The 24,837-nt window shown below is 36.2% G+C and carries 24 protein-coding genes and 1 riboswitch; of the genes, 21 read left to right on the top strand and 3 right to left on the bottom strand.

Features of this window, described 5'->3' with window-relative positions; genetic code table 11:
* Positions 1 to 13 precede the first annotated feature (13 nt).
* The 5 genes from rnz (at position 14) to CP366_RS06825 (ending at position 3,905) form a co-directional block, all read left to right on the top strand.
* Positions 14 to 952, top strand: coding sequence for a ribonuclease Z (rnz, locus tag CP366_RS06845; protein WP_005724643.1), 939 nt, complete (start codon positions 14 to 16; stop codon positions 950 to 952).
* Positions 949 to 1,743, top strand: a complete 795-nt coding sequence (locus CP366_RS06840) for an SDR family oxidoreductase (protein ID WP_013086283.1) — start codon at positions 949 to 951, stop codon at positions 1,741 to 1,743. Before rnz ends, CP366_RS06840 begins: the two co-directional genes overlap by 4 nt.
* A gap of 6 nt (positions 1,744 to 1,749) precedes the next feature.
* Entirely contained in the window at positions 1,750 to 1,998 is a 249-nt protein-coding gene (locus CP366_RS06835; protein ID WP_005720153.1) for a lipopolysaccharide assembly protein LapA domain-containing protein, read from the top strand.
* A 102-nt stretch (positions 1,999 to 2,100) separates the two neighbouring features.
* A complete protein-coding gene (gene rpmF, locus CP366_RS06830) occupies positions 2,101 to 2,289 on the top strand; it encodes a 50S ribosomal protein L32 (RefSeq protein ID WP_005720154.1) in 189 nt (62 codons plus the stop codon).
* A 59-nt stretch (positions 2,290 to 2,348) separates the two neighbouring features.
* Positions 2,349 to 3,905, top strand: a complete 1,557-nt coding sequence (locus CP366_RS06825) for a bifunctional UDP-sugar hydrolase/5'-nucleotidase (protein ID WP_089147738.1) — start codon at positions 2,349 to 2,351, stop codon at positions 3,903 to 3,905.
* A 61-nt stretch (positions 3,906 to 3,966) separates the two neighbouring features.
* Here CP366_RS06825 and CP366_RS06820 read toward each other — a convergent pair whose 3' ends face one another.
* Positions 3,967 to 4,185, bottom strand: a complete 219-nt coding sequence (locus CP366_RS06820) for a DUF2929 family protein (RefSeq protein ID WP_005722935.1) — start codon at positions 4,183 to 4,185, stop codon at positions 3,967 to 3,969.
* A 115-nt stretch (positions 4,186 to 4,300) separates the two neighbouring features.
* On the opposite strand from CP366_RS06820, the gene CP366_RS06815 reads away from it, so the two are divergent.
* From CP366_RS06815 to CP366_RS06740, 16 genes are all read left to right on the top strand, one after another.
* Positions 4,301 to 7,408 (top strand): DNA polymerase III subunit alpha, encoded by a 3,108-nt coding sequence (locus CP366_RS06815; RefSeq protein WP_089147737.1) that lies wholly within the window; start codon positions 4,301 to 4,303, stop codon positions 7,406 to 7,408.
* 167 nt (positions 7,409 to 7,575) lie between these two features.
* The gene (gene pfkA / locus CP366_RS06810) at positions 7,576 to 8,538 is read left to right on the top strand and encodes a 6-phosphofructokinase (protein ID WP_005720158.1); all 963 of its coding nucleotides are present in this window, start codon (positions 7,576 to 7,578) and stop codon (positions 8,536 to 8,538) included.
* 33 nt (positions 8,539 to 8,571) lie between these two features.
* Entirely contained in the window at positions 8,572 to 10,341 is a 1,770-nt protein-coding gene (pyk, locus tag CP366_RS06805) for a pyruvate kinase (protein ID WP_013086285.1), read from the top strand.
* 126 nt (positions 10,342 to 10,467) lie between these two features.
* Positions 10,468 to 11,361: a S1 RNA-binding domain-containing protein gene (locus CP366_RS06800; RefSeq protein WP_089147736.1), complete on the top strand. Its 894-nt coding sequence runs from the start codon at positions 10,468 to 10,470 to the stop codon at positions 11,359 to 11,361.
* A complete protein-coding gene (gene xerD / locus CP366_RS06795; protein WP_089147735.1) occupies positions 11,348 to 12,253 on the top strand; it encodes a site-specific tyrosine recombinase XerD in 906 nt (301 codons plus the stop codon). The genes CP366_RS06800 and xerD overlap by 14 nt, the downstream gene beginning before the upstream one ends.
* Positions 12,254 to 12,261: 8 nt before the next feature.
* Complete coding sequence (locus CP366_RS06790; protein WP_005720166.1) at positions 12,262 to 12,624, top strand: hypothetical protein; 363 nt, start codon at positions 12,262 to 12,264, stop codon at positions 12,622 to 12,624.
* Positions 12,611 to 13,351 (top strand): ScpA family protein, encoded by a 741-nt coding sequence (locus tag CP366_RS06785; protein ID WP_005720168.1) that lies wholly within the window; start codon positions 12,611 to 12,613, stop codon positions 13,349 to 13,351. Before CP366_RS06790 ends, CP366_RS06785 begins: the two co-directional genes overlap by 14 nt.
* Positions 13,341 to 13,931: an SMC-Scp complex subunit ScpB gene (gene scpB, locus CP366_RS06780; protein WP_005720170.1), complete on the top strand. Its 591-nt coding sequence runs from the start codon at positions 13,341 to 13,343 to the stop codon at positions 13,929 to 13,931. The genes CP366_RS06785 and scpB overlap by 11 nt, the downstream gene beginning before the upstream one ends.
* Before the next feature lie 3 nt (positions 13,932 to 13,934).
* Positions 13,935 to 14,651: a pseudouridine synthase gene (locus tag CP366_RS06775; RefSeq protein ID WP_005720172.1), complete on the top strand. Its 717-nt coding sequence runs from the start codon at positions 13,935 to 13,937 to the stop codon at positions 14,649 to 14,651.
* A 28-nt stretch (positions 14,652 to 14,679) separates the two neighbouring features.
* Positions 14,680 to 14,792: riboswitch (FMN riboswitch) on the top strand.
* A 76-nt stretch (positions 14,793 to 14,868) separates the two neighbouring features.
* Positions 14,869 to 15,558 carry an ECF transporter S component gene (locus CP366_RS06770; RefSeq protein WP_013086288.1) on the top strand — a complete coding sequence of 230 codons (690 nt, stop codon included), beginning with the start codon at positions 14,869 to 14,871 and terminating at the stop codon, positions 15,556 to 15,558.
* A 101-nt stretch (positions 15,559 to 15,659) separates the two neighbouring features.
* Positions 15,660 to 16,121 carry an SAG1386/EF1546 family surface-associated protein gene (locus tag CP366_RS06765; RefSeq protein WP_005725874.1) on the top strand — a complete coding sequence of 154 codons (462 nt, stop codon included), beginning with the start codon at positions 15,660 to 15,662 and terminating at the stop codon, positions 16,119 to 16,121.
* A 51-nt stretch (positions 16,122 to 16,172) separates the two neighbouring features.
* The gene (gene cmk / locus CP366_RS06760) at positions 16,173 to 16,844 is read left to right on the top strand and encodes a (d)CMP kinase (protein ID WP_005729574.1); all 672 of its coding nucleotides are present in this window, start codon (positions 16,173 to 16,175) and stop codon (positions 16,842 to 16,844) included.
* 72 nt (positions 16,845 to 16,916) lie between these two features.
* A complete protein-coding gene (gene rpsA, locus CP366_RS06755) occupies positions 16,917 to 18,125 on the top strand; it encodes a 30S ribosomal protein S1 (RefSeq protein WP_005720179.1) in 1,209 nt (402 codons plus the stop codon).
* A 70-nt stretch (positions 18,126 to 18,195) separates the two neighbouring features.
* The gene (gene der / locus CP366_RS06750; RefSeq protein WP_005720181.1) at positions 18,196 to 19,503 is read left to right on the top strand and encodes a ribosome biogenesis GTPase Der; all 1,308 of its coding nucleotides are present in this window, start codon (positions 18,196 to 18,198) and stop codon (positions 19,501 to 19,503) included.
* 158 nt (positions 19,504 to 19,661) lie between these two features.
* Positions 19,662 to 19,937 carry an HU family DNA-binding protein gene (locus CP366_RS06745; protein WP_005720183.1) on the top strand — a complete coding sequence of 92 codons (276 nt, stop codon included), beginning with the start codon at positions 19,662 to 19,664 and terminating at the stop codon, positions 19,935 to 19,937.
* A gap of 80 nt (positions 19,938 to 20,017) precedes the next feature.
* Positions 20,018 to 21,265: a lipopolysaccharide assembly protein LapB gene (locus CP366_RS06740; RefSeq protein ID WP_023488845.1), complete on the top strand. Its 1,248-nt coding sequence runs from the start codon at positions 20,018 to 20,020 to the stop codon at positions 21,263 to 21,265.
* A gap of 40 nt (positions 21,266 to 21,305) precedes the next feature.
* Here the strand turns inward: CP366_RS06740 and cls are convergent, their stop codons facing one another.
* Both cls and CP366_RS06730 read right to left on the bottom strand, forming a co-directional pair.
* Positions 21,306 to 22,796, bottom strand: coding sequence for a cardiolipin synthase (cls, locus tag CP366_RS06735; RefSeq protein WP_089147734.1), 1,491 nt, complete (start codon positions 22,794 to 22,796; stop codon positions 21,306 to 21,308).
* 161 nt (positions 22,797 to 22,957) lie between these two features.
* Positions 22,958 to 24,538 (bottom strand): ABC transporter ATP-binding protein, encoded by a 1,581-nt coding sequence (locus CP366_RS06730; RefSeq protein WP_089147733.1) that lies wholly within the window; start codon positions 24,536 to 24,538, stop codon positions 22,958 to 22,960.
* Positions 24,539 to 24,837 lie beyond the last annotated feature (299 nt).

Genomic DNA, 24,837 nt, shown 5'->3' with positions numbered 1-24,837 from the left:
GAATAGGATTTTCATGGAATTACAATTTTTAGGTACTGGTGCTGGGCAACCTTCAAAGCAACGCAATGTTTCTAGTGTTGCACTTAAGTTGCTGGATGAATTGAATGAAATCTGGCTTTTTGACGTAGGTGAAGCAACTCAGCATCAAATTTTAAGAACAAATATTAAATTACGAAAAGTTACCAAAATTTTTATATCACATAATCACGGTGATCACATTTTTGGGTTACCAGGGTTATTGTCAACTCGTTCTTTTCAAGGTGATGTTGGTCCTATTACTATTTATGGTCCCAGTGGTATTGAAGAATTTGTTAGAACAGCTCTTAAGGTATCTCGGACTAAAATTTCATATCCTATAAGGTTTGTTGAATTAGCTAAATCAGGGTTAATCTGTGAGGATAAGGGCTTTCGAGTGTATACGGAGCAACTAGACCACCGGATACCTAGTTTTGGTTTTAGAGTAGTGGAGGCTTCACATCCAGGCGAATTATTAATTGACAAGTTAGCACAGTATAATGTTCCTAATGGGCCACTTTTGGGGAAATTAAAAAATGGCGAAAAAGTAACTTTAGCTGATGGTACTGTTTTGGATGGTAAAAATTTCTTAGGACCTACTAAATCGGGAAGAATTGTGACGGTCATCTATGACACACGTTCCACGCCAAGTATTGCTCGTTTGGCTAAAGATGCAGATGTTTTAGTCCATGAATCAACTTTTGCAGGGGATGAACAAAAACTGGCGCATGATTATTATCATTCTACTTCGGTTGAAGCAGCCAAAATTGCTCGGAAAGATAATGTTAAATTATTATGTCTAAATCATATTTCTGCTCGTTATATGGGTGCTAAAGCGAAAAAACTCGAAAAACAGGCTAAAAAAGTATTTTCTAATACAGTATTAGTTAATGATTTTGATCAGATTAATATTCCAATGAAAGGCTCAGAAAAATGAAAGACTCATTAAGAAATAAAGTTGTTGTAATTACAGGTGCTTCAAGTGGGATTGGACGTTCCATTGCCCTTGAAAGTGCTGGTCGTGGTGCTACTGTAATTTTAATTGCTAGAAGAAAGAACCAATTAGATGAAATTGCAGCAGAAGCTAAAGAACTATCCGGTGCTGAAGCATATGTTTTTCCAACAGATATGGGTAAGCCGGAAGAAATTGAACAAACCTTTAATGCAATTACTAAACAAGTAAAACACATTGACTTTTTAGTTAATTGTGCTGGTTTTGGTAAATTCGAAGAATTTATGGACCAAAAAATGCAAGACGTTACCAATATGTTCCAAGTTAATGTTTTAGGTTTGATGTACTTTACTCGTTTAGTAGGTAGGGTCATGATGGAACAAAAGACTGGTCAAATTATTAATTTTGGCTCAATTGCTGGCAAGGTACCAACTACCAAGTCAGCCGCTTACAGTGCATCTAAGGCTGCCGTAATTCAATTTTCAAATGTCTTACGGCTAGAATTAAAGCCATTTGGTGTCAAGGTAATGACTGTAAACCCAGGACCAGTTTATACTAATTTCCTTAATGTAGCAGATAAGACTGGAAATTATGTCAAAAATGTTCAAGAATTTATGTTGGATCCAGATGATGTTGCTTGGCAAGTAGTTCACTTCTTTGGCAGTGATAAACGTGAATTAAATTTACCACTTAGTTTAGCTGTAGCGGCTAAATTGTATAATCTATTTCCATCGATTGGTGATGAGATTTCCTTAAAGTTTGCTTCTAGAAAGTAAAAAAAGATGGAAAAACAAAGAAATTTAATTATTGGATCAGTTGTGGCTTTAATTGCAGTAATTTTTGTTGTTTTAAATACATCACCTGTCGCAATTAATTTTGGCTTTTTTAAGGTGAGGTTACCACTAATTGTTGTGTTAGTGGTAATGGTGATTATCGGGATGATTATTGCTTGGTTCTTTGGACGAGATACTAAGGAAAAAACGGATCACAAGGTCACTTTCTTCAATAAAAAAGAGAAGAAAATAGAATAAATCTTGATTTATTAGCAATTGAATAGTATGATTGAACTACGTGAGTGATTCGGGGTTATATGACCCTGAAGCTTAAGACTACAATAAAGGAGATCAAATTAAATGGCAGTTCCTGCAAGACATACTTCTAAACAAAAGAAACGTTCACGTCGTGGTCACATTAAGTTGAGTGTTCCAGCAATGCACTATGATGCAACTACTGGTGAATACCGCTTAAGCCACCGTGTTTCACCAAAGGGTTATTACAAGGGTCGTCAAGTTGTAAATAACAACGACAACAGCAATAACTAGTTAAAGGACACCTTTGATATGGTGTCTTTTTTTATACCTAGAAAAAGGAAAAAGAAATAATGAAGTTAGTATTTTTACATTCTAGTGATACACATGGATTTTTGTTGCCAACTGATTACCAAAATAAAACCGACTATCATGCTCCTTTTAGTTTGAGTAGAGTTAGCTCAGTTATTAAATCTGAAAAGAAAAAGTATGGTGATAACAATGTTGTAGTTACCGATGCAGGTGATTGTTTGCAAGGCTCACCACTTGCTTCCTATGCTCATTCAACTGGTGATTATAGTGATTTACGTATTTTTACGCAAGCTTATAATGCAGTGGGGTATGATGCTCGCTGTTTAGGTAACCATGATTTTAACTTTGGATTAGATTATTTAAGCTACTATGTTGATAACAATGAGGCACCAATCATTAATGATAATGTACTGGATGCAGAAACAGGAGTTCCATTTTTTGGTAGAGAATACACTATTATCAAGAGAAATGGCTTAAAGATTGGTTTATTGGGGATTACAACGCAATATATCCCACATTGGGAACCTAAAGAAAATGTAAAAGGCTTAAAGTTTGCCTCTGCTTACGAAAAAATTAAGCATTATGCCAAAATATTACGCCCTCAGGTTGATATTTTAGCTGTGATGTATCATGGTGGCTTTGAAAGTGATCCTGAAACTGGTAAGGTGACTGAACCTAATCGTGGTGAAAATGAAGGTTATCAGATTTTAACCAAAATTCCAGAAGTTGATGTCCTATTGACAGGTCACCAGCATCGGCGCTTAAATTTGGTTACACGCGATACTGCTATTGTTCAACCAGGTTATCGCGGTGAAGCTGTAGCTGAAGTGGTTCTTGATATTGATGATGATACTAAGAAAATCAAATCAATGTCCACTAAGTTGATTGACACTAAAGATTATGATCCTGATCCTGTAATTGTTGATATTGTATCTGACTTGGATAAAAGAACACAAAAATGGCTAGATCAACCAATTGCACATTTAGATAAACCTGCTCGAATTGAAAATGCAATGAAAGGCAGAATAGAAGGCGCGCCATTTATTAATTTAATCCAGCAAATGCAATTATGGTTTACTAAAGCTGATGTTTCGGCAACTGCAGTGATGAGTGAGACAGCTAAGGGATTTGATAAGACCATTACTATGAGAGATGTTTTGTTAAATTATCCGTATGCTAATCAGTTGTGTCGTGTGAAGCTGACTGGTAAAGAATTACGTCATATTATTGAGCACTCTGCTGGCTTTTTGAAGAAAGATGAAGCAGGAAACATTGGCTTTATTGATCGATGGATTAAGCCTAAGCCAATGTTGTATCATTTTGATGTCTTTTATCCAGTCGAATATGAAGCGGATTTATCCAGACCAGTAGGTGAACGGCTGACTAAACTAACTTTGCACGGTAAGCCAATCAAAGATGATCAGATTTATCATTTAGCAGTTAACAACTATCGTGCTATGGGTGGGGGATTTTATCCTGAATATAGTATGGACAAAATTGAAACCACTTTGGATAAGGACTATGTACAAATGTTTAGCGAATATTTGACTCATGGACCAGTCGAAGTAGATACAAAAAAGAATTATAAGTTTTACTAAACCAAACGAAAAAGACGTGAGAATAAAAACATCTCACGTCTTTTTTGAATAGATTGAATAATTATTTTAACTTACTGTATTTACTATTATCTTTGTGTGAACGAGCAGTAATAGTCGCAATAATTGCTGAGAAAAGAATACCAAAAATGATCCCAACGATTACACAATTTCTTAAATCTGTGCCGTTGAATGAAGCACTTCGGGTTAAAGGACCAGCAATAAAGCCTACAACTAACATGTAGATTACGCTCCATACAGTTGTGATGATATAACGACCCATAATGATTCCTTCTTTCGTGTAAGATTTTATCAAAAATGAAGCGCAAATTCAAACCTGATTGGTTCAATTTGGTATACTTAATTTAATGTTTGTAATGACGAAAGGTGGTTAATTTATGCAAGTAGCAGCACTTCAAAACATAAGCTCCTTTACGCTTTTAAGTAGTCCAACCAAGGTAAGTGATTTGATAAAAGACGCTAAAGAGAAGGGCTATCCTGTGGTTGGTTTAGCCGACGTGAACGTGACTTATGGTTTGGTCAATTTTTATGAGTTGGCTAAAAAGGCGGGAATTAAACCACTTCTTGGGATGCAACTGCGTTTAAATGGTTTGGTTGATAGCACCCAAAAATATGATTTGCTAGTTTTTGCCAAAACAAATAAGGGCTATCATAATTTATTGCGACTTTCTAGCGCGGTAAATTTGTTAACGGAAAATGGGCAAAACGATAAGGTCTTAACGCTGAATGAATTAACCAAATATTTAGATGATTTGTTGATTATCGTACCAGCTAATCTAAAAAGTGAATTAATGGCGCTGCATGATACAAATCAGGCATTAGGCAGTGATTATGTTCGCCAACTAAAGAAGTTAACGTCTGATCTTTATTTGGGTGTATATGCTTCAAAAGCAAGTATAGATTACATTGATTATGTCCGTGGATTAGCTAAGCAATTTGAATTATCTTTAGTTGCAGTGGAAGATAGTCAATATTTACGGCCACGTGAGCAATTTTTACAAAAAACTTTGCGTGCGATTGCTAAGGGAGATAAATTGCAAGATATATTGCCACTAGCTAAGCAAGCTGGTTCGCATTATTTAGATTCTGCACAAAATGTTTTAGAACGCTATCATCAATATGACTTGGATGATGCAATTAATAATACTTGGAAAATTGCTCAGAAATGTAATGCTGAAGTGATCTTTCAAAAACCGGTCTTACCTAAATATCATCAAGATAAGTTTCCGACTTCAGAAGAATATTTGCGTTATTTGGCTCAAACTGGTTTACAAGCGCGCTTTGGTCAAAAAAGTATTCCAGCCGAGTATCAGAAAAGATTAAATTATGAATTACGAGTCATCAATCAGATGGGGTTCGATGATTATTTTTTGATTGTATGGGATGTAATTAACTATTGTCACCGAGTAAAAATTACTACTGGTCCAGGACGTGGTTCAGCTTGTGGTTCACTGGTTTCATACTCTTTGCGTATCACTGAAGTTGATCCCATCCAATATAATTTACTCTTTGAGCGTTTTTTAAATCCGGCTCGTCATGAGATGCCTGATATTGATCTGGACATTCCTGATATTCAACGGAATACAGTAATTAAGTATATGTATCAAAAGTATGGCATGGATCATGCTGCTCAAATTTTGACTTTTGGTACAATGGCTGCTAAACAAGTATTAAGAGACGTTGGCCGGGTTTTTGGCTTAACAGGACCAGAAATCACTAAGTGGACTCACGCAATCCCGTACTCTAAAGATAAAATGGGATTAAAAAAAGCATATCAAGAGTCTAGAGAACTAAGATTATTGGTTGATGCAACGCCTGAGAATAAATTGTTATTTAAGACTGCTTTAGGACTTGAGGGATTGCCAAGGCATTATTCTATTCATGCGGCTGGATTGGTGATTAGTGATGATTCGATTGCTGGCATTTCGGGATTGCAGGCTGGTCCTTTCGGCATTCCTGTAACTCAGCAAACCAAAAAATATGTTGAATCATTAGGTTTGCTAAAGATCGACTTTTTGGGATTGCGCAATTTGACAGTTTTAGGCAATATTTTAGCTTTAGTGCGGCAGCAAGGTGTAAAGCTAGATCCTAATACAATTCCGTTAAATGATCCCAAAACAATGGAACTGTTTCAACAAGGTAAAACAGATGCAGTCTTCCAATTTGAATCTGGTGGGATTCGTGGTGTTTTGCGTAAATTGCATCCCGACAATTTTGAGGACCTAGTAGCGGTGAACGCTTTATACCGTCCAGGTCCAATGCAAAATATTGACGCATTTGTTGCAAGAAAAAATGGTACGGCTACTGTGCATTATCCTGATCCCAGTTTAAAGCAAATTTTACAATCAACTTATGGAATTTTGGTTTATCAGGAACAAGTCATGCAAACAGCTCAAATCCTGGCAGGATTTTCATTGGGTGAAGCCGATATTTTACGACGTGCGATGTCTAAAAAGAATCAGAATGTCATTGAGCAAGAACGTGGAAAATTTATTGCTGGTACGGTCAAAAAAGGTCATCCTAAAGAAGTAGGTGAGCGAGTTTATCATTATATAGAGCAATTTGCTAACTATGGTTTTAACCGTTCACACGCGGTGGCATATACCAAGATTGCCTTTTGGCTAGCTTATTTGAAGGTTCATTATCCTGCTGCATTTTACACAGCGATGCTCAATTCATCAACGTCTGCTAAAGCGCAAAGCTATTCGATGCAAGCTCAGGAAGCTGGAGTTCGTATTTTGCCGCCTGATATCAATCATAGCCAATTAGACTATACTTTACAAGATGGCAAGATTTTAGTTGGTTTAAAAGCAATTAAAGGATTACGTCTTGATTTTGCTAAGGAAATAGCTGCCAATACTAAACCGTATAAGTCTTTTAATGATTTTTTGCGTAGAATCGACGCTAAGTTCTTACAAGTAGACGCAATTGAAGCATTGATTATGGCTGGAGCATTTGACTCAATCGAAGATAATCGCAATGAGTTATTGCTTAACTGCAAAGATGTAATTGCTAATGTGCAATTAACGGGACAAAATATGTCTTTATCTGAGATTCTGGGGGATGCACCACTTAAGCCTGCTGAGCCACCGACTGCTGCCCAAAAAGCAGAAATGGAAGAGAAAGCTTTAGGCTTTACTACAACAACTACTCCTCTAATAGCTGTACAAAAATATGCACAAAAATTTAACGCTAGACCATTGAATCAATTTCAGTTAAATGATAGTGGTATTAGCGTGGGTAAATTAATGAAGTTAAAGCAAATTAGGACCAAAAATGGAAAAACAATGGCTTTTGCTAGTTTTGCTGATACATCTAGCGAACAAGAAATTATTATTTTTCCACCGGCTTATGAAAAATTTGGCTCTATTTTAAAAGAAGGAGATATTTATTTACTAGGAGTCAAGGTTCAAGGTGATCGATTTAACCAAAATAAAAAACAGTATTTCTTAACCAATTTGCGAAAAGTTAATTTTAAAGAATAAAGTTCAAATTACAAAGCTATCTTTGACGATGGATGTAAGTGCTAACAAACTTAAATACGGAAAGAAAGCATAAATTAGCCCAATTTTTGTGAGCTTTTTTGCCTAAAAAATGTTAATATTTATGTGATGTGAGAAATTACACAAAATAATCATGATGAGGTGAATTCATGAAACGGATTGGTATTTTAACTAGTGGCGGAGACGCCCCTGGTATGAATGCAGCAATTAGAGCTGTGACAAAGACTGCTATCCATCATGGGCTTGAAGTCTTTGGAATTCGTTATGGTTTCGCTGGTTTGGTTGCAGGTGACTTTGTTCCGCTTACCACGGAAAATGTTGACCACAAGATTAGTGAAGGCGGTACTTTCTTGTACAGTGCTCGTTTCCCTGAATTTGCACAAGAAGAAGTGCAACAAAAGGGTGTTGAGCAATTAAAGAAACATGGTATTGATGCGGTTATCGTAATTGGCGGTGACGGTTCATACCATGGTGCTTTAGCCTTGACTCGCCACGGCGTAAACTCAGTTGGTTTGCCAGGAACTATCGATAATGATATTCCTTATACTGACTACACGATCGGCTTTGATTCTGCTTGTCGTACTGCTATGGATGCTATCGATAAAATTCGTGATACTGCAAGCAGTCACCACCGCGTATTCGTTGTTAATGTAATGGGTCGTGAATGTGGTGATATCGCTATGCGTGTCGGTGTAGCAAGTGGAGCAGACGCAATTGTAATTCCTGAACGTTCATACGATGTTAAGGAAATTGCAGAAACTCTTACTCGTGGTTTTGCAGATGGCAAAGATCATGGTATCATTGTTTTAGCAGAAGGCGTTATGGCTGCTGATAAGTTTAAGGACGAACTCCTTAAATATGGTGACTTTGATGCTCGTGCTAATGTCCTTGCGCATATGCAACGTGGTGGCTCACCTACTGTTACAGATAGAGTTAATGCTACTAAGATGGGTAATTATGCTGTTAAGTTACTTCTCGATGGGAAGGGCGGTTTAGCTGTCGGCATGGAGAATGGTGAACTTAATACCCACGACATTCTTGATTTGTTTGACGGTAAACACCAAGGTGATTATGCGTTATTGGATGTAAATGAAGAAATGACTAAATATTAATTTAGTTGATTTTTGGAGAGGATTTTTTTAATAATGAAGAAAACTAAGATTGTTAGTACTTTAGGGCCAGCTTCAAACGATATTGAAACTATTACTGCTTTAGCTAAGGCTGGTGCAAACGTATTCCGTTTCAACTTCTCACACGGTGACCACCCAGAACACCTTGCTCGTATGAAGATGGTTCGTCAAGTGGAAAAGGATACTGGTTTACTTCTTGGTATCGACCTTGACACTAAGGGTGCTGAAATCAGAACCACTGAACAAGAAGGTGGTAAGTTCACTATTAATACTGGTGACATGATCCGTGTATCAATGGATGCCACTAAGAAGGGTAACAAGGACATGATCCACGTTACCTACGACGGTTTATACGATGATACTCACGTTGGTGGTCACGTATTAATCGATGATGGTTTGGTTGACCTTTTGATCAAGGAAAAGGACGACTCAAAGAGAGAACTTGTTTGTGAAGCTCAAAACACTGGTGTAATCGGTTCAAAGAAGGGTGTTAACGCTCCTGGTGTTGAAATTCGCCTTCCAGGTATTACTGAAAAGGATACTGATGACATTAAGTTTGGTTTGAACTATGGTATTAACTTCATTACTGCTTCATTTGCACGTAAGGCTCAAGATATCTTAGACATCCGTAAGCTTTGTGAAGAAGCAGGTGCAGACTACGTTAAGATCTTCCCAAAGATTGAATCTCAAGAAGGTATCGACAACGCAGACGAAATTTTGCAAGTTTCAGATGGTTTAATGGTTGCTCGTGGTGACATGGGTGTTGAAATTCCATTTATGGAAGTTCCATTTGTACAAAAGAGCCTAATCCGCAAGGCTAACGCACTTGGTAAGCCAGTTATTACTGCTACTCAAATGCTTGACTCAATGCAAGAAAACCCACGTCCAACTCGTGCCGAAGTTTCAGACGTTGCTAACGCTGTTCTTGATGGTACTGACGCAACTATGCTTTCAGGTGAATCAGCAAATGGTCTTTACCCAGTTAAGGCTGTTAAGGCTATGGCTGAAATTGACGAACGTACTGAAAAGCAAATGCTTAAGCGTAATACTTTAGCTCTTCAAAGATTCGAAGCCTACAAGGGTTCAAACGTAACTGAAGCTATCGGTGAATCAGTTGTACGTACTGCTCAAGAATTAGGTGTTAAGACTATCATTACTGCAACTAACTCAGGTTACACTGCACGTATGATTTCTAAGTACCGTCCAAATGCTGACATTATTGCTATGACCTTTGACGAAAAGATTCAACACTCATTGGGTATCGTTTGGGGTGTACAACCAGTATTGACTGAAAAGCCTAAGTCAACTGATGACATGTTTGAAATGGCTGCTAAGGTAGCTAAGGAAAAGGGTTACGTAAAGGATGGCGACCTTGTAATTATCGTTGCAGGTACTCCACTTGGTGACTCAGGTACAACTAACTTAATGAAGTTACAAATCATCGGTAACAAGTTAGTTCAAGGCTTAGGTGTTGGTAACGGTTCAGTTATCGGCAAGGCTGTTGTAGCTAACTCAGCTGAAGAAGCAAACAGCAAGGTTAAGGAAGGCGACATCTTAGTTGCTAAGACTACTGACCCAGACTACAACCCAGCTATCAAGAAGGCTTCAGGTTTAGTTGTTGAAGCTTCAGGTTTAACTTCACATGCCGCAGTTATCGGTTTATCATTAGGTATCCCAGTTGTTGTTGGTGCTACTGACGCTACTGACAAGATTTCTGATGGTTCAACTATTACTGTTGACGCTCGTCGTGGTGCTATCTACCAAGGCGAAATCTCAAACCTTTAATTTTAAGAATATAATTTAGATAGATTAGCTAATCAAAAAATAGCCAGCTTAAGTGCTGGCTATTTTATTTTGCATAAAAATCTCTTATACTTATATGTAAGAATATGTAAAGTAGGAGATTTTTAAATGCTTGGAACAGTTCGTAAAGGAAAAATTACTGACGAAAACGATAAAGCTTATTATGTTCAAATTGATGGACTGACTTATGAATTGAAGAAGATCGAGATTACGCAAGATGATATTCCTAAAATTGGAGATGAAGTCGAAGGTTTTATTTATGATAATAAAAGTCATGATCGAGAAATGACACAATTTTTGCCATTCGCGCAACCCGATCAATATGGTTGGGGAAAAGTAACCGAGGTACGTCCAGGCTTAGGCGTCTTTGTTGATGTAGGTCTACCTGATAAAGAGGTTGTTTTATCAATGGATGATCTTCCTAGAGAAAAAGAAAGATGGCCTCGACGTGATGATCGACTTTTAGTAAGATTAGAAACTGACGAAAAAGATCGTATTTGGGCTAAGCTAGCAGATGAAAATATTTTTGACCAATTAGCTGCTAACTTTCCACGTGGAATGAATAATGAAAATGTCTTTGCAACGGTTTATGCTACACGAGAGATAGGAGCATTTGTTTTAACTAGTGATTATTATCTTGGCTTTGTACATGAATCGCAGATGCCACGTCCTATGAGACTAGGTGAGCAATTCAAGGGTAGAGTAGTCGGTGTCAGTCAATATGGACGTTTGAATTTGAGTGCTTTGCCTCGTGCTTTTGAAGAAATTGATGATGATGCGCAAATGATTTTGATGAGTTTGCGGAGAAGAGAAACCAAGACTCTACCTTTCTATGACAAATCAGGTGCACAAGAAATTAAATCATACTTTGGTATTTCAAAATCAGCTTTTAAACGTGCGGTCGGTCATTTGCTCAAGGCTGGATTAATTGAAGAAGATAAAACAGCAGGTACGATTACTTTAATTAAGGATCCAGAAGAGAACGATAATGGAGAAGAATAATTTAAAAGATCAAATTGATGATTATTTACGCTACAGTCAAGTTGAACGAGGATTAAGTGATAATACAATTAATGCTTATCGTCAAGATTTAGAAGAATTTCGAACTTTTGTAGAAAATGAAGGTATGGCTTCATGGCCAACTGAAGCAAGCGATGTGGATGCGTTTTTAGCTCGGCAGCGTGATTTGAACAAAGCAACCAGCTCAATTAGTCGACTTATTTCTAGCATGCGTAAATTTTATCAATGGTTAGCTCGGCAAAATATTCAAAAGTTAAATCCAATGTTGGAAATCGATTTGCCTAAAAAAGAACGTCGTTTGCCGACAGCTCTCTCTCAAGCTGAAATGAATAGGCTACTTGAGCAGCCAAATACTAAACGAAAGTTAGGTATACGTGATCGTGCTATCTTGGAGACATTATATGCCACGGGAATGAGAGTAAGCGAATTAATTAATTTGGAGTTGCAGGATTTACATGACGATTTAGGCTTAGTTCGGGTTCTTGGTAAAGGCGAAAAAGAACGATTGATTCCAATTAGTCCTGTTGCTCTTGATTGGATAAAAAAATATGAAAATGAAGTTCGTGATCCGCTAATTTTACAAGTAGGGAAAAGCGATGAACATATTTTTTTAAATAATCGAGGAAAAAAGATTACACGACAGGCTATTTGGCAGATGATCAAAAAGTATTGTCAAATGGCGGCAATTACTAAAGATGTCACGCCACACACTTTACGTCATACGTTTGCAACACATTTGCTAGAAAACGGCGCAGATTTGCGAGTAGTGCAAGAAATATTAGGACATTCTGATATTAGCACGACACAGATCTATACCAATTTATCACAAAAGCAAATTTTAAATGTTTATCAGAAGACACATCCTCGTCTTTAGGTGATTAAATGCTAATACAATATAAAAAAGATTATGAGAAGATAGCAATGGGATTACTATCCTATTTACCTGATTTTAAAAATATCGAAAACTTAAAAGAAGAAATCACGCTTAATCAGGATGAAAATGACTTTATTTTGTATCTTTATCGTAATAGTCAAAATAATATGGTGGGCGTAATAGGAACCCAAGTATCTAATCAGTTTGTAATTATTAGATATTTGTCTTTAGCTCCTGGTTTTCGTGAGATTAGTTATGAACGGAAAATTGTTGATGAACTAAAGCACGAATATCCAGATAAACGAATAACTGCTGTACCAGAATATACAAATTTATTAAAAACGGTAGAAGAAGATAATGGACAAAAGTAACTTAACTTTAGAATTACCGAATTTTGAAGGACCACTTGATTTATTACTGCATTTGATCCAATCGCAAAAAATTGATATTTATGATATCCCAATTGCCCAAATAACTAGTCAATATTTAGAATACTTGCGCCAAATGCAAAGCTTAAATTTACAAATTGCAGGCGAGTATTTTGTCATGTCATCAACTTTATTGCGAATTAAATCACAGTATTTGTTGCCTCAAAACGATTTTGTAGATGATATTCAACCTGATGAAGATCCAAGAGACGAATTAGTGCAACAATTGGTACAATATTCTGTGTTTAAGAAAATATCTGCTTATTTTAAAGAACGTAATGAAGAAGTACCGATTACAGTTGCTAAAGAAGCTAGTGTATCAACCACTGCTAAAGTTCAACCGCTGCCTAAGGGTCAGATAACTGCACAAGAATTAGCGACGACTTTTACGATGGTCTTACATCGTTTGAAGTTGCAGCAACCAGATACCGCTTCAATTAGAGTAGCAGAAACGCCGATAAATGAGATGATGGACTTTTTGCATGGACAATTGAAACGAAAAAGGCAAGTTAGTTTCTTTGCTTGCGCGGACAAAATGCAGAATATCTCAGATGTTATTGGCTTATTTTTAGCGACACTAGAATTGTGTAAAAAACAATTAATTCAGATTACACAAGCACGTGAATTCGGTGATTTAAATTTAGAAAGAATTGATACGAATGGCAAGTAAACTAGCAAATTTAGAAGCTCTTTTGTATGTCGCAGGTGACAATGGGCTTGAGGAGCAAAATCTAATTGAACTACTTGAAGTTGATGGTGAAGAGCTAGGTCAGTTAGTCACTCGTTTGCAGCAAAAAATGAAGGCTGATCCAGACTCGGGGATGCAAATAATTCATATTGCAAATACTTATAAGATGACAACTAGTCAACAGACAGCTAAGATAATTGAAAAGTATTTTCAAAAAGATTTAACTAAGAATTTGAGTCAATCAGCACTTGAAATTCTCTCAATTATTGCTTATCGACAACCAATTACTAGAATAGAAATTGATGATATTCGTGGAGTAAATTCATCAGGAGCTTTACAGACATTGATTTGGCGAGGATTAATTAAACAAGACGGCAAAAAAGATGCTCCAGGTCATCCTAAGTTGTATGTTACAACTGATTATTTTTTACAATATTTTAATTATCAAAGTTTGGCTGATTTACCGTTAATCGAAGACTTTGAGGATACAACTGATGGTGAGGAGATTGACTTATTCGATTCAAAAGGTAGCGCAGACAAACATTTAGAAAAAGAGGGATAGAAAATGGCAGAACGATTACAAAAAGTAATTGCGGAAGCAGGAATCGCTTCAAGAAGAAAAGCTGAAAAAATGATTGTAGCCGGTCGAGTTAAAGTAGATGGGCATGTTGTTACTAAGCTAGGTACTAAAGTCGATACTTTTAGTAATATTACAGTCGATGATGAACCAATTGAGCGGGAAAGCCTACACACGTATTTGTTTTATAAGCCTCGCGGCGTTGTTTCGACTGCAGAAGACGATCGTGGTAGAAAAACTGTAGTTGATTATTTCGAAGATTTACCATATCGTTTGTATCCAGTAGGAAGATTAGATTATGATACGTCAGGTTTATTGCTAATGACTAACGATGGCAAATTAGCAAATTTATTGATGCACCCTAAAAATGAAGTGGCTAAGGTCTATGTAGCCAAGATTAAAGGGATTTTAACTCCTGATGAAATTAAAACCTTGACTCAAGGAGTAAAGTTGGATCATTTTAAGGCTGCGCCTGCCAAGGTCAAAGTATTGAAAACTGATCATAAGAAAGACACACAAATTGTCCAAATTACAATTCATGAGGGACATTATCATCAAGTTAAGCGAATGTTTAAAGCAGTAGGTCACTTAGTTGATAAGCTTGCTCGTGAAAAATATGCCTTTTTAACTCTGGATTCGCTTACATCAGGGCAATATCGGGAATTATCGAAGCATGAAGTTGACAAATTAATGCAATTGAACTAAATTATAACTGTAATTAAATATTCAAGGTTATTGTCTTCAGGGCAGGGTGAAAGTCCCGACCGGCGGTGAAAGTCCGCGACCCACGTCAGTGGTTGAATCGTTAGATACCGATAGTTAAAGTCTAGATGGAAGAAGACAGGCTAAAAAAACTTACTACACTTTTTAAGGTCTGTTGCTGAAGCAATAGACCTTTTGTTTTGGGAAAGGAAAGTAAGTTATGGATCAAGCTAAATTCAAGAATAGTAGTTTAACTAATGTGATTGCATATGCTTTAATTGGCTGTATTGCTTTTGTAGTTATGAAATTTGAATTTCCAATCATGCCTGGAGTTGCCTTCTTAAAGTTTGATTTTTCAGATGTCATTATTACAATTGGAATGTTTATTTTTGGCATTGTACCGGGAGTTATTATTGCTTTAATTCGAATGTTGCTTAGTTTAATTTTTAGTGGTTTTGCATTACCAAGTCTTGTTGGAAATCTAGCAGCATTCTTAGCTTCAATGTCATTTGCAGTTCCATTTTATTTATTAAGTAAAAATGTGAGTGCGGATAACCGCAAGACAATGATGGGCAGAGTTAAACCAATTTGTGGTTTGGTAATTGGGATTATCGCAATGGCAGCAGTGATGTCATTGGCTAATGCCTTCGTTTTGACTCCTATTTACGCAGTAACAGCGGTACCAAACTTGCCTGCTATTAATAGCTATAGTGCCTTGTTAAGCTTTACTGAGAAAGTTTACTTGGGTCAGTTATTGCATTTACCATCAATGTCAACCTACATTTTTAGTATTATCATGCCCTTTAACTTGTTAAAAGGATTAATTAACGCTGTGGCTGTTTACTTATTGTTTGAAGCTACCTTGAAAACAATTAAGCCATTCGTTCGTAAGAGATTTAATTTGAATTAAGTTATCATCCCATCAATTTTTTAAGTTGATGGGATTTTTCATATTCAAAGCATCCTAAAATATGCTAAAATTAATCCGTTAAGTGAATGGAGGAATTTTTGATGGATAAAAAGTCAACCGGGCCATATCAGCACTATGAACGACCTACTGAAAAGCGAAGCTCACAAGATAGTCAGCCTAGTGGATCAGCACGTTGGATAGCAGTTATTATAATTTTAGCGGTTATTTTAATTGCACTTATCCCAGTTGTTCATCGTTTGGCTTCAAGCCATTCAGAAAAAGCTGAAGAAGTTCAAACAGTTAAGAAGGTTTCTTCTAAATCATCCAAGTCTGTTAAGACTAAGAAAACCTCATCATCTTCTTTTAGCAAGAAAAAGTCTGAAAAGGCTAGTTCAAGCTCATCTAGTAGTTCTGCTACTCCTAAGACTTATTTAGTCCAAAGTGGAGATACTTTAAATGAAATTGCAGAAAAGAATGGCTTGACTGTTGATGAATTAGCCAGATTAAATAATCTTAAAGACTCTTCAAATATTGAAGCAGGTCAGACACTTAAGTTGAAATAATCTTTCAGAAAGGATAAAAGGGGTCGATGATAAGATCTCTTTTTTATTAGAATGCAAGTAGCAGTAGATGGTCCTGCATCAGCAGGTAAAAGTACAGTTGCTAAAATCATTGCAAGTAAATTATCCTTTGTCTATATAGACACAGGGGCAATGTATCGTGCATGTACAGTGATTGCTCGTAATCATAACTTAGATTATGGTGATGAAGCGGGTATCTTGAATGCCATTGATGAAGATGGAATTGAATTGAAATCTGAAAATGGTGAGCAAAAAGTATATGTAGCTGGAAAGGACGTTTCTAAAGAAATTAGAACGCCTGAAATTTCAGCTAATGTTTCGGAAGTATCCGCTTTGCCGAAAGTACGAGAAAAAATGGTAAGTCTGCAACGTGAAATGGCAGGCAAGACAAATGTCATTATGGATGGTCGCGATATTGGTACGACTGTTTTACCTAACGCTGAAGTTAAGATCTTTTTAGTTGCTTCAGCAAGATCACGTGCTGAACGTCGTTTATTAGATTTTAAAGAGCGTGGTATTAAATCTGACCAAACAGTTGATGAAATTGAAAAAGATATTGCAGCAAGAGATTATAAAGATTCTCACCGCAAAATTTCACCGCTAAAAAAGGCAGATGATGCAATTGAAATTGACACCACAAACATGTCGATTGACGAAGTTGTAGAGGCAATTTTAGCTCAAATCGAAAAAAAACAAAAAAATTAGAAAAAATAGCACAAAATAGTAGAAAAATATCTCGGTTTCCTATAAAATGGGACATGATATTGGGAGGTACATATGTCAGAAAACAGTAATCAATTTTTAGACGCATTAAAGCAAATGCAAGGAGTTGAGGTCGGAGATATTGTCGATGTCGAAGTATTAGACATTGAAGACGGCCAAATCGATGTTGGTGTTGAAAACGCTGGTGTTGAAGGTGTCATTACTCGTCGTGAATACACTTCAGACCGTAACGCAGACTTACGTGATTTAGTTAAGCCTGGTGACAAGTTTAAGGCCTTAGTATTAAGAAGAGCCGGTGGCGACAAGGAAAATGGTGAATTCTTCTTCTCAGTTACCCGCTTAAAGGAAAGAGAAGCCTACGACAAGTTACAAAAAGACTTCGAAGACGGAAATGCTGTCGAAGGTACTGTAACTTCATCAGTTCGTGGTGGTTTAATTGTTGATGTTGGTACACGTGGTTTCTTACCAGCTTCATTAATTTCAAACCGTTACGTTTCAGATCTTAAGCCTTACATTGGTAAGACTATGAAACTTAAGATTACCGAAATTGATCCTAACAAGAACCGCTTAATCCTTTCACACAAGGATTTAGTTGAAGAAGAACGTGAAGAAGCATTTGACAAGGTTGCATCACAATTAGTTGTTGGTGACGTTGTTGAAGGTAAGGTTTCACGTTTGACTAACTTCGGTGCATTCATCGATGTTGGTGGTGTTGACGGTTTAGTTCATATTTCAGAAATTTCTTACAAGCACGTTGACAAGCCAAGCGATGTTTTAAAGGTTGGTCAAGATGTTAAGGTTAAGGTCATTGGTATCGACAATGACAGACATCGTATTTCCCTGTCTATTAAGCAAACTGAACCTTCTCCATTTGAACAAGCTACAGCTGACTTAAACGAAGGCGATATTTTTGAAGGTGAAGTAAAGTCATTAACTAACTTTGGTGCTTTCGTTGAAGTTGCTGATGGTATTCAAGGTTTGGTACACGTTTCAGAAATCTCAAACAAGCATGTTGACAAGCCAAGCGATGTTTTAAAGGTTGGTCAAAGTGTTAAGGTTAAGGTTTTGAACATTGACCCAAGTGATAGAAGAATTTCACTTTCAATCAAGGCTGCTGACTCAAACGCTTCTTCAGAAAATCATAATTCTCGTCCACGTCGTTCACGTAACGAAAATTCAGTAAACAAGAAGTACATGAGTGATAACGACAACGGCTTTGCATTAGGTGACATCATTGGTGACCAATTAAAGGACCGTAAGTAGTCATTTTATAAAAAAGCCGACTTGAGTCGGCTTTTTTATTTATGTTTAGATTAGTAAAGGAGGGCGAGAAATGGTTTTACCAGTTGTTGCAATTGTTGGTCAACCCAATGTTGGTAAATCAACACTTTTCAATAGAATAATTAATCAACGTTTAGCTATTGTTGAGGACAAACCCGGTGTTACCCGAGATCGTAATTATGCTCAAGCCGAATGGATGGGGCATAAGTTTGATTTGATCGATACTGGTGGTATTACCTGGGAAGGTGGCAAGATCGAGGAAGAAATCAGAGCTCAAGCAGAAATTGCAATTGAAGAAGCAGATGTTATCGTGATGTTAACCAATGTGGTAAATCACGTGACAGATTTAGACGAAAGAATAGCTCATCTTCTTTACCGTACTAAAAAGCCAGTTATTTTAGCTGTAAATAAAGCTGATAATCCTGAACAGCGAAGCGATATTTATGATTTCTATAGTTTAGGATTGGGGGATCCGATTCCTGTTTCAAGTAGTCATGGTACTGGTATTGGTGATTTGCTTGATCAGATTGTTAATGATTTTCCTGACGATAAAGATACTGAAGCTGATGATGTTATTTCTTTTAGCGTGATTGGTCGACCAAATGTAGGTAAGTCTTCAATTGTTAACAAATTACTTGGTGAAGATCGGGTAATTGTTGCTAATGAAGAAGGAACAACTCGTGATGCTGTCGATACGCCGTTTACCCATGATGGTGTAAAATTTAAGGTCGTTGATACTGCCGGAATCAGAAGACGAGGCAAAGTGTATGAGAAGACAGAAAAGTACTCTGTAATGCGCGCTATGAGTGCTATTGAGCGCTCAGACGTGGTTTTACTTGTCCTCGATGCAAGTACAGGCATTAGAGAACAAGACAAGCATGTGGCTGGATATGCTCACGAGGCGGGTCGTGGAATCATCATTGTCGTTAACAAATGGGATTTGCCAAAAAAGAATAGTACAAGCGCTAAAGAATTTGAACGTGAAATTAGAGATGAATTTCAATATTTGGACTATGCTCCTATTCTTTTTGTTTCTGCCAAGACAGGTCAAAGATTAGATCAAATTCCTAATATGGTTAAAGAAGTCTATGATAATCAAAATCAAAGAATTCAATCTAGTGTCTTAAATGACTTGTTGCTTGAAGCAAGTAAGTTAGTTCCAACTCCAATGGTGAAGGGTAAGAGATTGCGTGTTTATTACATGACCCAAGTAAGTACGAATCCACCGACTTTTGTTGTATTTGTGAATGATCCAGAATTGATGCACTTCTCATATGAACGATTTTTGATTAATCAATTACGACAAAACTTTGATTTTACGGGTACACCAATCAAGATTTTACCACGTAAACGTAAATAAAAGATAAGCAAAATATCATAAAAACCTTGTTGTTATAAGGTTTTTGTGATATTTTTGTTTTTAGGGAACATGATTAGTTGTGATCATTTTTCCTTGTTTAGCTTAAACAAAGAAAAATTTTTTGAACATTAGGTTCAAATTCAGGAGGTGAATTATTCATGGCAAATAAGGCTGAATTAGTTTCAGAAGTTGCTTCAAAAACTAAGTTAACTAAGAAGCAAGTTGCAAATACTGTTGATGCTATCCTTGATTCAATTCAAGAAAACCTTGCTAAGGGTGAAAAGGTACAATTAATCGGTTTTGGTACTTTTGAAGTACGTCACCGTGCTGCTCGTAAGGGCCGTAACCCACAAACTGGTGATGAAATCGAAATCCCAGCTAGTGAAGTACCTGCATTTAAGCCAGGTAAAGCTCTTAAGGATGCCGTTAAGTAATAGCTTAACTAATGTGATAGGACGTTGGACTTTGTTCCGGCGTCTTTTTTTAGTACAATGGTAACTTGATTGGAGGTATTATGAGTTATTCTGAACAATTACTAGATGCAATTCAAAATCATGATTTTTCACAAAACAAACACCTTTTAAAAGAAGCTTTAGATAATGATGATCCCGAGGTCTTGTCATCTTTAGCAGAAAACCTAACTGGCTTAGGTTTTACAGATTTAGCAAAAGAAATATATCGAGCTTTAATAGCTAAATTTCCTAAAGAAGATTTATTTAAAGTTTACTTGGCAGAGATTATGTTAAATGATGGCGATGATGACGATGGTCTGTCGCTTTTATATAATGTCCCTGAGAGCTCTTCAGCTTATTTGGATAGTCTATTAGTACAAGCTGATTATTACCAAACTAACGGCTTAATAGAAACAGCTAAGGACAAATTAATACGAGCACTACAATTAGCTCCAGAAGAAGATGCTATTAAATTTGGTTTAGCAGAGATTGAATATTTAAGTGGTAATTATGAACAAGCACTTGAGTTATATCAAGATTTAATCAAACGTCAAAGTACTTTTAGTGAAGTAAATCTGTACCAAAGATTATTTGCGACTTTTGCCAAATTAGGTAATTATGAAGAAGCTGCCAAAGTTATTCGTGAACATGCAAATAGTATTTTAGATATTGATTCTAAGTATGAAGCAGGATTAGTTCTCTTATCTGTAGGTGATGATAAGCAGGCAATTAAGTTCTTAGATGAAGTGATTGAGCAAAGTCCTGACTATGTAAATGCGTATCCATTATTAGCACAAGCTTATGATCATCAGCATGACAATGAACAAGTATTGAGGACTGCTCAAGCAGGATTAGCGTACAATGAACTGGATGAAACACTTTATTCAATGGGAGCACGTGCAGCAGCTAATTTGAATGAATTGGATACAGCTCGTGACTTACTTGAAAAGGGGTTAAAAGTAGCGCCAGACAATAGTGATTTACGTATGCAGCTATCTAACCTATATGTTCATGAACACCAGGCTAAGGAGAATATTGCCTTATTTAGTAACTTAGATGAGGAAAGCGTGGAGCCACAGGCACATTGGAATATGGCATTATCATATGAGGATTTGGATGATATTCAGAAAGCACAGAGCGAATTTTTACTAGCTTATCCGGATTTCAAGGATAATCCAGACTTTTTGCGCCAAATGATAATCTTTTTCAATGTACAAAATAATGATGAAATAACAAAACAACTGCTAGAAAGATATCTTAAGTTAGCTCCAGAAGATGATGAAATGCAGGATCTTTATAATAATCTGTAAAAAAATACCACGAAGTTTTTGCTTCGTGGTTTTATTATTTCTAAAAAATAGGTGCCAACAGACGTGAAAAGTATTGTTTAAACTTAAGCCATTTAGATTGCTGATTAAAGTATTCATTAGTTAGAAGACTGCAACTAGCTAGGTCCTTTTCAAAAATTTGTTTAAGTTCTTGAGTTAATTGAAGATTGTAATTAAAAGCGTTAACCTCGAAGTTTAAGGTATAACTTCTGAAGTCTTGATTGGCTGAACCAACAGATGAGATATTGGAGCCAGAAACCATTGTTTTGGCATGGATGAAGCCATCATTATATTTGTAAATTTTAACGCCATGAGCAACTAAATATTTTGCATAATATTCGGTAGCTCGGTAAACAAAGGGATGATCTGGCATGCAAGGGATCATGATGCGTACATCAACACCGCTATTAGCAGCAATAATTAATGCTTCTAAAATGGATTCTTCAGGAATTAAATAGGGTGTTTGAATATAGATATAGTTTTTAGCCCCAGCAATGATGCCCTCATATCCTCGGCGAATGCCATAATGTTGGTTATCGGGACCTGAAGAAACGATTTGCATTGCTACGTTATCATCGTTGTCAAGATCTTTACGTTCGACAGTAAAAGCATGTAATTCGCTTAGATCAAATTTAGGTAATGCAGTTCGTCTGATAGAAGTATTCCAATCCATGGTAAAGCGTGTTTCCATTAGGATAGGTGATTGCCCAACAACACGTAAATGTGTATCGCGCCAATGACCAAATTTTTTAGATTGATTAACGTACTGATCACCGATGTTAAAGCCACCAATATAGCCAATATGATGGTCGATTACGATTAATTTGCGGTGTAAATGATAATTTAGTCGTGGTGTAGTAAACCAATGCTTTTTAGAAGTAGAAATGAAAGGCTGTGCTTCGCCACCAAGCTCTCTTAAATGATTAAAAAAAGCAGGTTTAGTACCACGTGAGCCAGAGACATCATAAATAACTCTGACTTTTACTCCTTTAGCAGAAGCCTCTTCTAAGGCCCGTAAGACACGCTTTCCTAGATTATCATTATAAAAAGTGTAGAACTCTAAACTAATCGATGTTTTAGCTTGCTTAAGATCAGCAATTATTTGGTCAAACAACTCGGGTCCACTGGTGAAAACCTTAACTTTATTGGCAAAAGTTAAAATAGCATCATCGTTGTTTAAATTCAGCTCTGATAACATGCGGGCACGTGGTTTGCGCTCTTTTTCGGGTAAAAGATCATGTTCTGCCAACATAGCTTTTTGTTTTTTGAGATAACGATTACGCGTCTCTTTTTGAGCACTTTGAATAGCAAAAATTTCGTCATGTGAAAGTTGACGCCCAAAGAAAAGATATAGAATAAAGCCAATGCCGGGCAAAATAGTTAATACTAACATCCAAGCCCAAGTAGAAACAACGCTACGATGACTGCGAAAAACAGTCCAGACTGCAAAGGCGATATTGATAATCCATAAAATCTCGATTGTTCTGCGAATAATATCCCAGGTTAAAATCATAAAAACTCCTCTTATTTTTTGTTTATTGTAAATGTAATTTTAACAGTAAACTAAAGAAAAAACTATCTTTGTAGTTAAACAATAATATAAATTATGTAAAGTAATACTGATAATAAAAAATGACATTGACGATGATTTGCAGTCAATGTCATTTTTAAATTTTAGTTGTCTAAGTTAATAATTCGATCAAACATTGCTCTTTCTTGTTTGGAAATTTTATGAGCAACTTCAATTACTGCAAAATTAGGGTTTTCCAGTAGAGTTTTGTGAATTTGCAAAGATAAATCATTATCTAAAGCACTTGTAGCTTCGTCTGCTAGTAAAACTGGACGTTTTGCTAAGATTGCACGAGCTATTTCAACTCTTTGAATTTGACCACCGGATAGATTATTACCATTTTGACCAATTTGATAATCGAGGCCTTTCTCCTTAACAAGCTCTGCTAATCCAGCTGATTTAATTGCATTTTGTAACTCATTGTTGGAATATTTTTGGCCAAGAGTTAAATTGAAGAGCAGACTGCGATCAAACATGAATGGCTTTTGATTGATGTAGCCAAAGTATTCATGAGATTTTTGCCAATTGCTAGTTAAATTGTTTTGGTCAATGATAATTGAACCAGTACTTGGAGATAATTGTCCAGCTAAAAGCTTTAAGAGGGTAGTTTTGCCAAAACCACTTGGTGCCATCAGTAGTATTTTTTCACCAGCTTTAACGTTAAAGTTAACCTTGTTTAAAATGTTTTTATTGTTTACTGAGTATGATAAGTCTTTAACTTTTAATTCATTAAAAGTAGAAGCTGATTCAGTTGAAGTAGGAGATCCTTTAAACTTAAGAGCTTGTTCGACTTTATCCCAAATTGGTTTAGTTGAGCGAATTTGATTGAGCTGGTCAAAAATCATTGTAATTGGATTAATGAAGTCATTTGAAAGCTGAACAATCATTACTAAAGTACCAGCACCAATTTGCCCATTGAACATCAAAATTGCACCGATTAGGAATGGAATGATAAAGCTGAAAATATCAGCAATGGTAATAATTAATGTAGAAATCGCACCTTGGGTGTAGTTTAATGCTCTCAAGGCATCTTCCATTTCTTTTGCCCGATTAATTACATAAGAAACAACGGGAATCTGTGCGTCATATAGCATAGCAGTTTTTGACCCGTTAATAGCATCAACAGTAGCTTGAGTATATTCAGCGTTTTGCTTTTCCCAGACAGCGGATTTGTTTTGAATATCTTTAATGAAAATTTTTTGGATAAATCCCGGGATGACCGTAGCAATAACGAAGATTATTGTTAGAAGCCAAGAATTGATTAAACCGACAAAAATTGAGATTGTAAAAGCAGCAAATTCGGAAATAATCATTAATTCATTTGTAATTTTAAGTGTTTCAATTTGCTTTAGGTCATTGGTCATTAAATTTAGACCATCTTTTTGCGAGTCATTTTGTTGAGCAATTAAATAAGTAATAGTTTTCTCTTTTAACTTCAAGTTAATATCACGCGTAATATCGGAGCGCAAGTATCTATAAGCAAAGTTGAGAAACATGATAATGATTAGTGATGCTGCTCCTAGTGCAGCGATAAAAATTAATTGCTTTAATGAGCCACGATGATATTGGGCGCTATTAAGCATGATCTTCGTGACATAAGCGATAACGACATTACCACAAGCACTTATGCAGGCTAAAAAGACATAAAGTGCTAGCTTCTTTTTGTTAGCAAACTTCAGTGACATAAATATACCTTTCTAGACCCCATCAAAGTGACTTATTTTAAGTCGTTTCTTCTTTGATGAAAATTAAAATAGCATTAGATAAAATTTGAATAAAAATAATTGGGAGTGACGTTTTATGCAAGAAAATGTAATGCAGTTTTTCAATACGTTACCATTATTTATTGGTATTGCAATTTCTTTTACATTCTCTTTCAATGAAGATACTTCAATAAAGAGACTGTAAAATAGTTTGTGTAAGGATGAATGATTCCTTAAATTTATTTCTTTAAACATTAGAAAAAGGAGTTCCTTTCTCGTAT

Origin of the sequence: Lactobacillus sp. UMNPBX15, from assembly GCF_002553785.1 — a bacterium.
Lineage (GTDB): Bacteria > Bacillota > Bacilli > Lactobacillales > Lactobacillaceae > Lactobacillus > Lactobacillus crispatus.
This window is presented reverse-complemented; position numbering and strand designations above follow the sequence as displayed.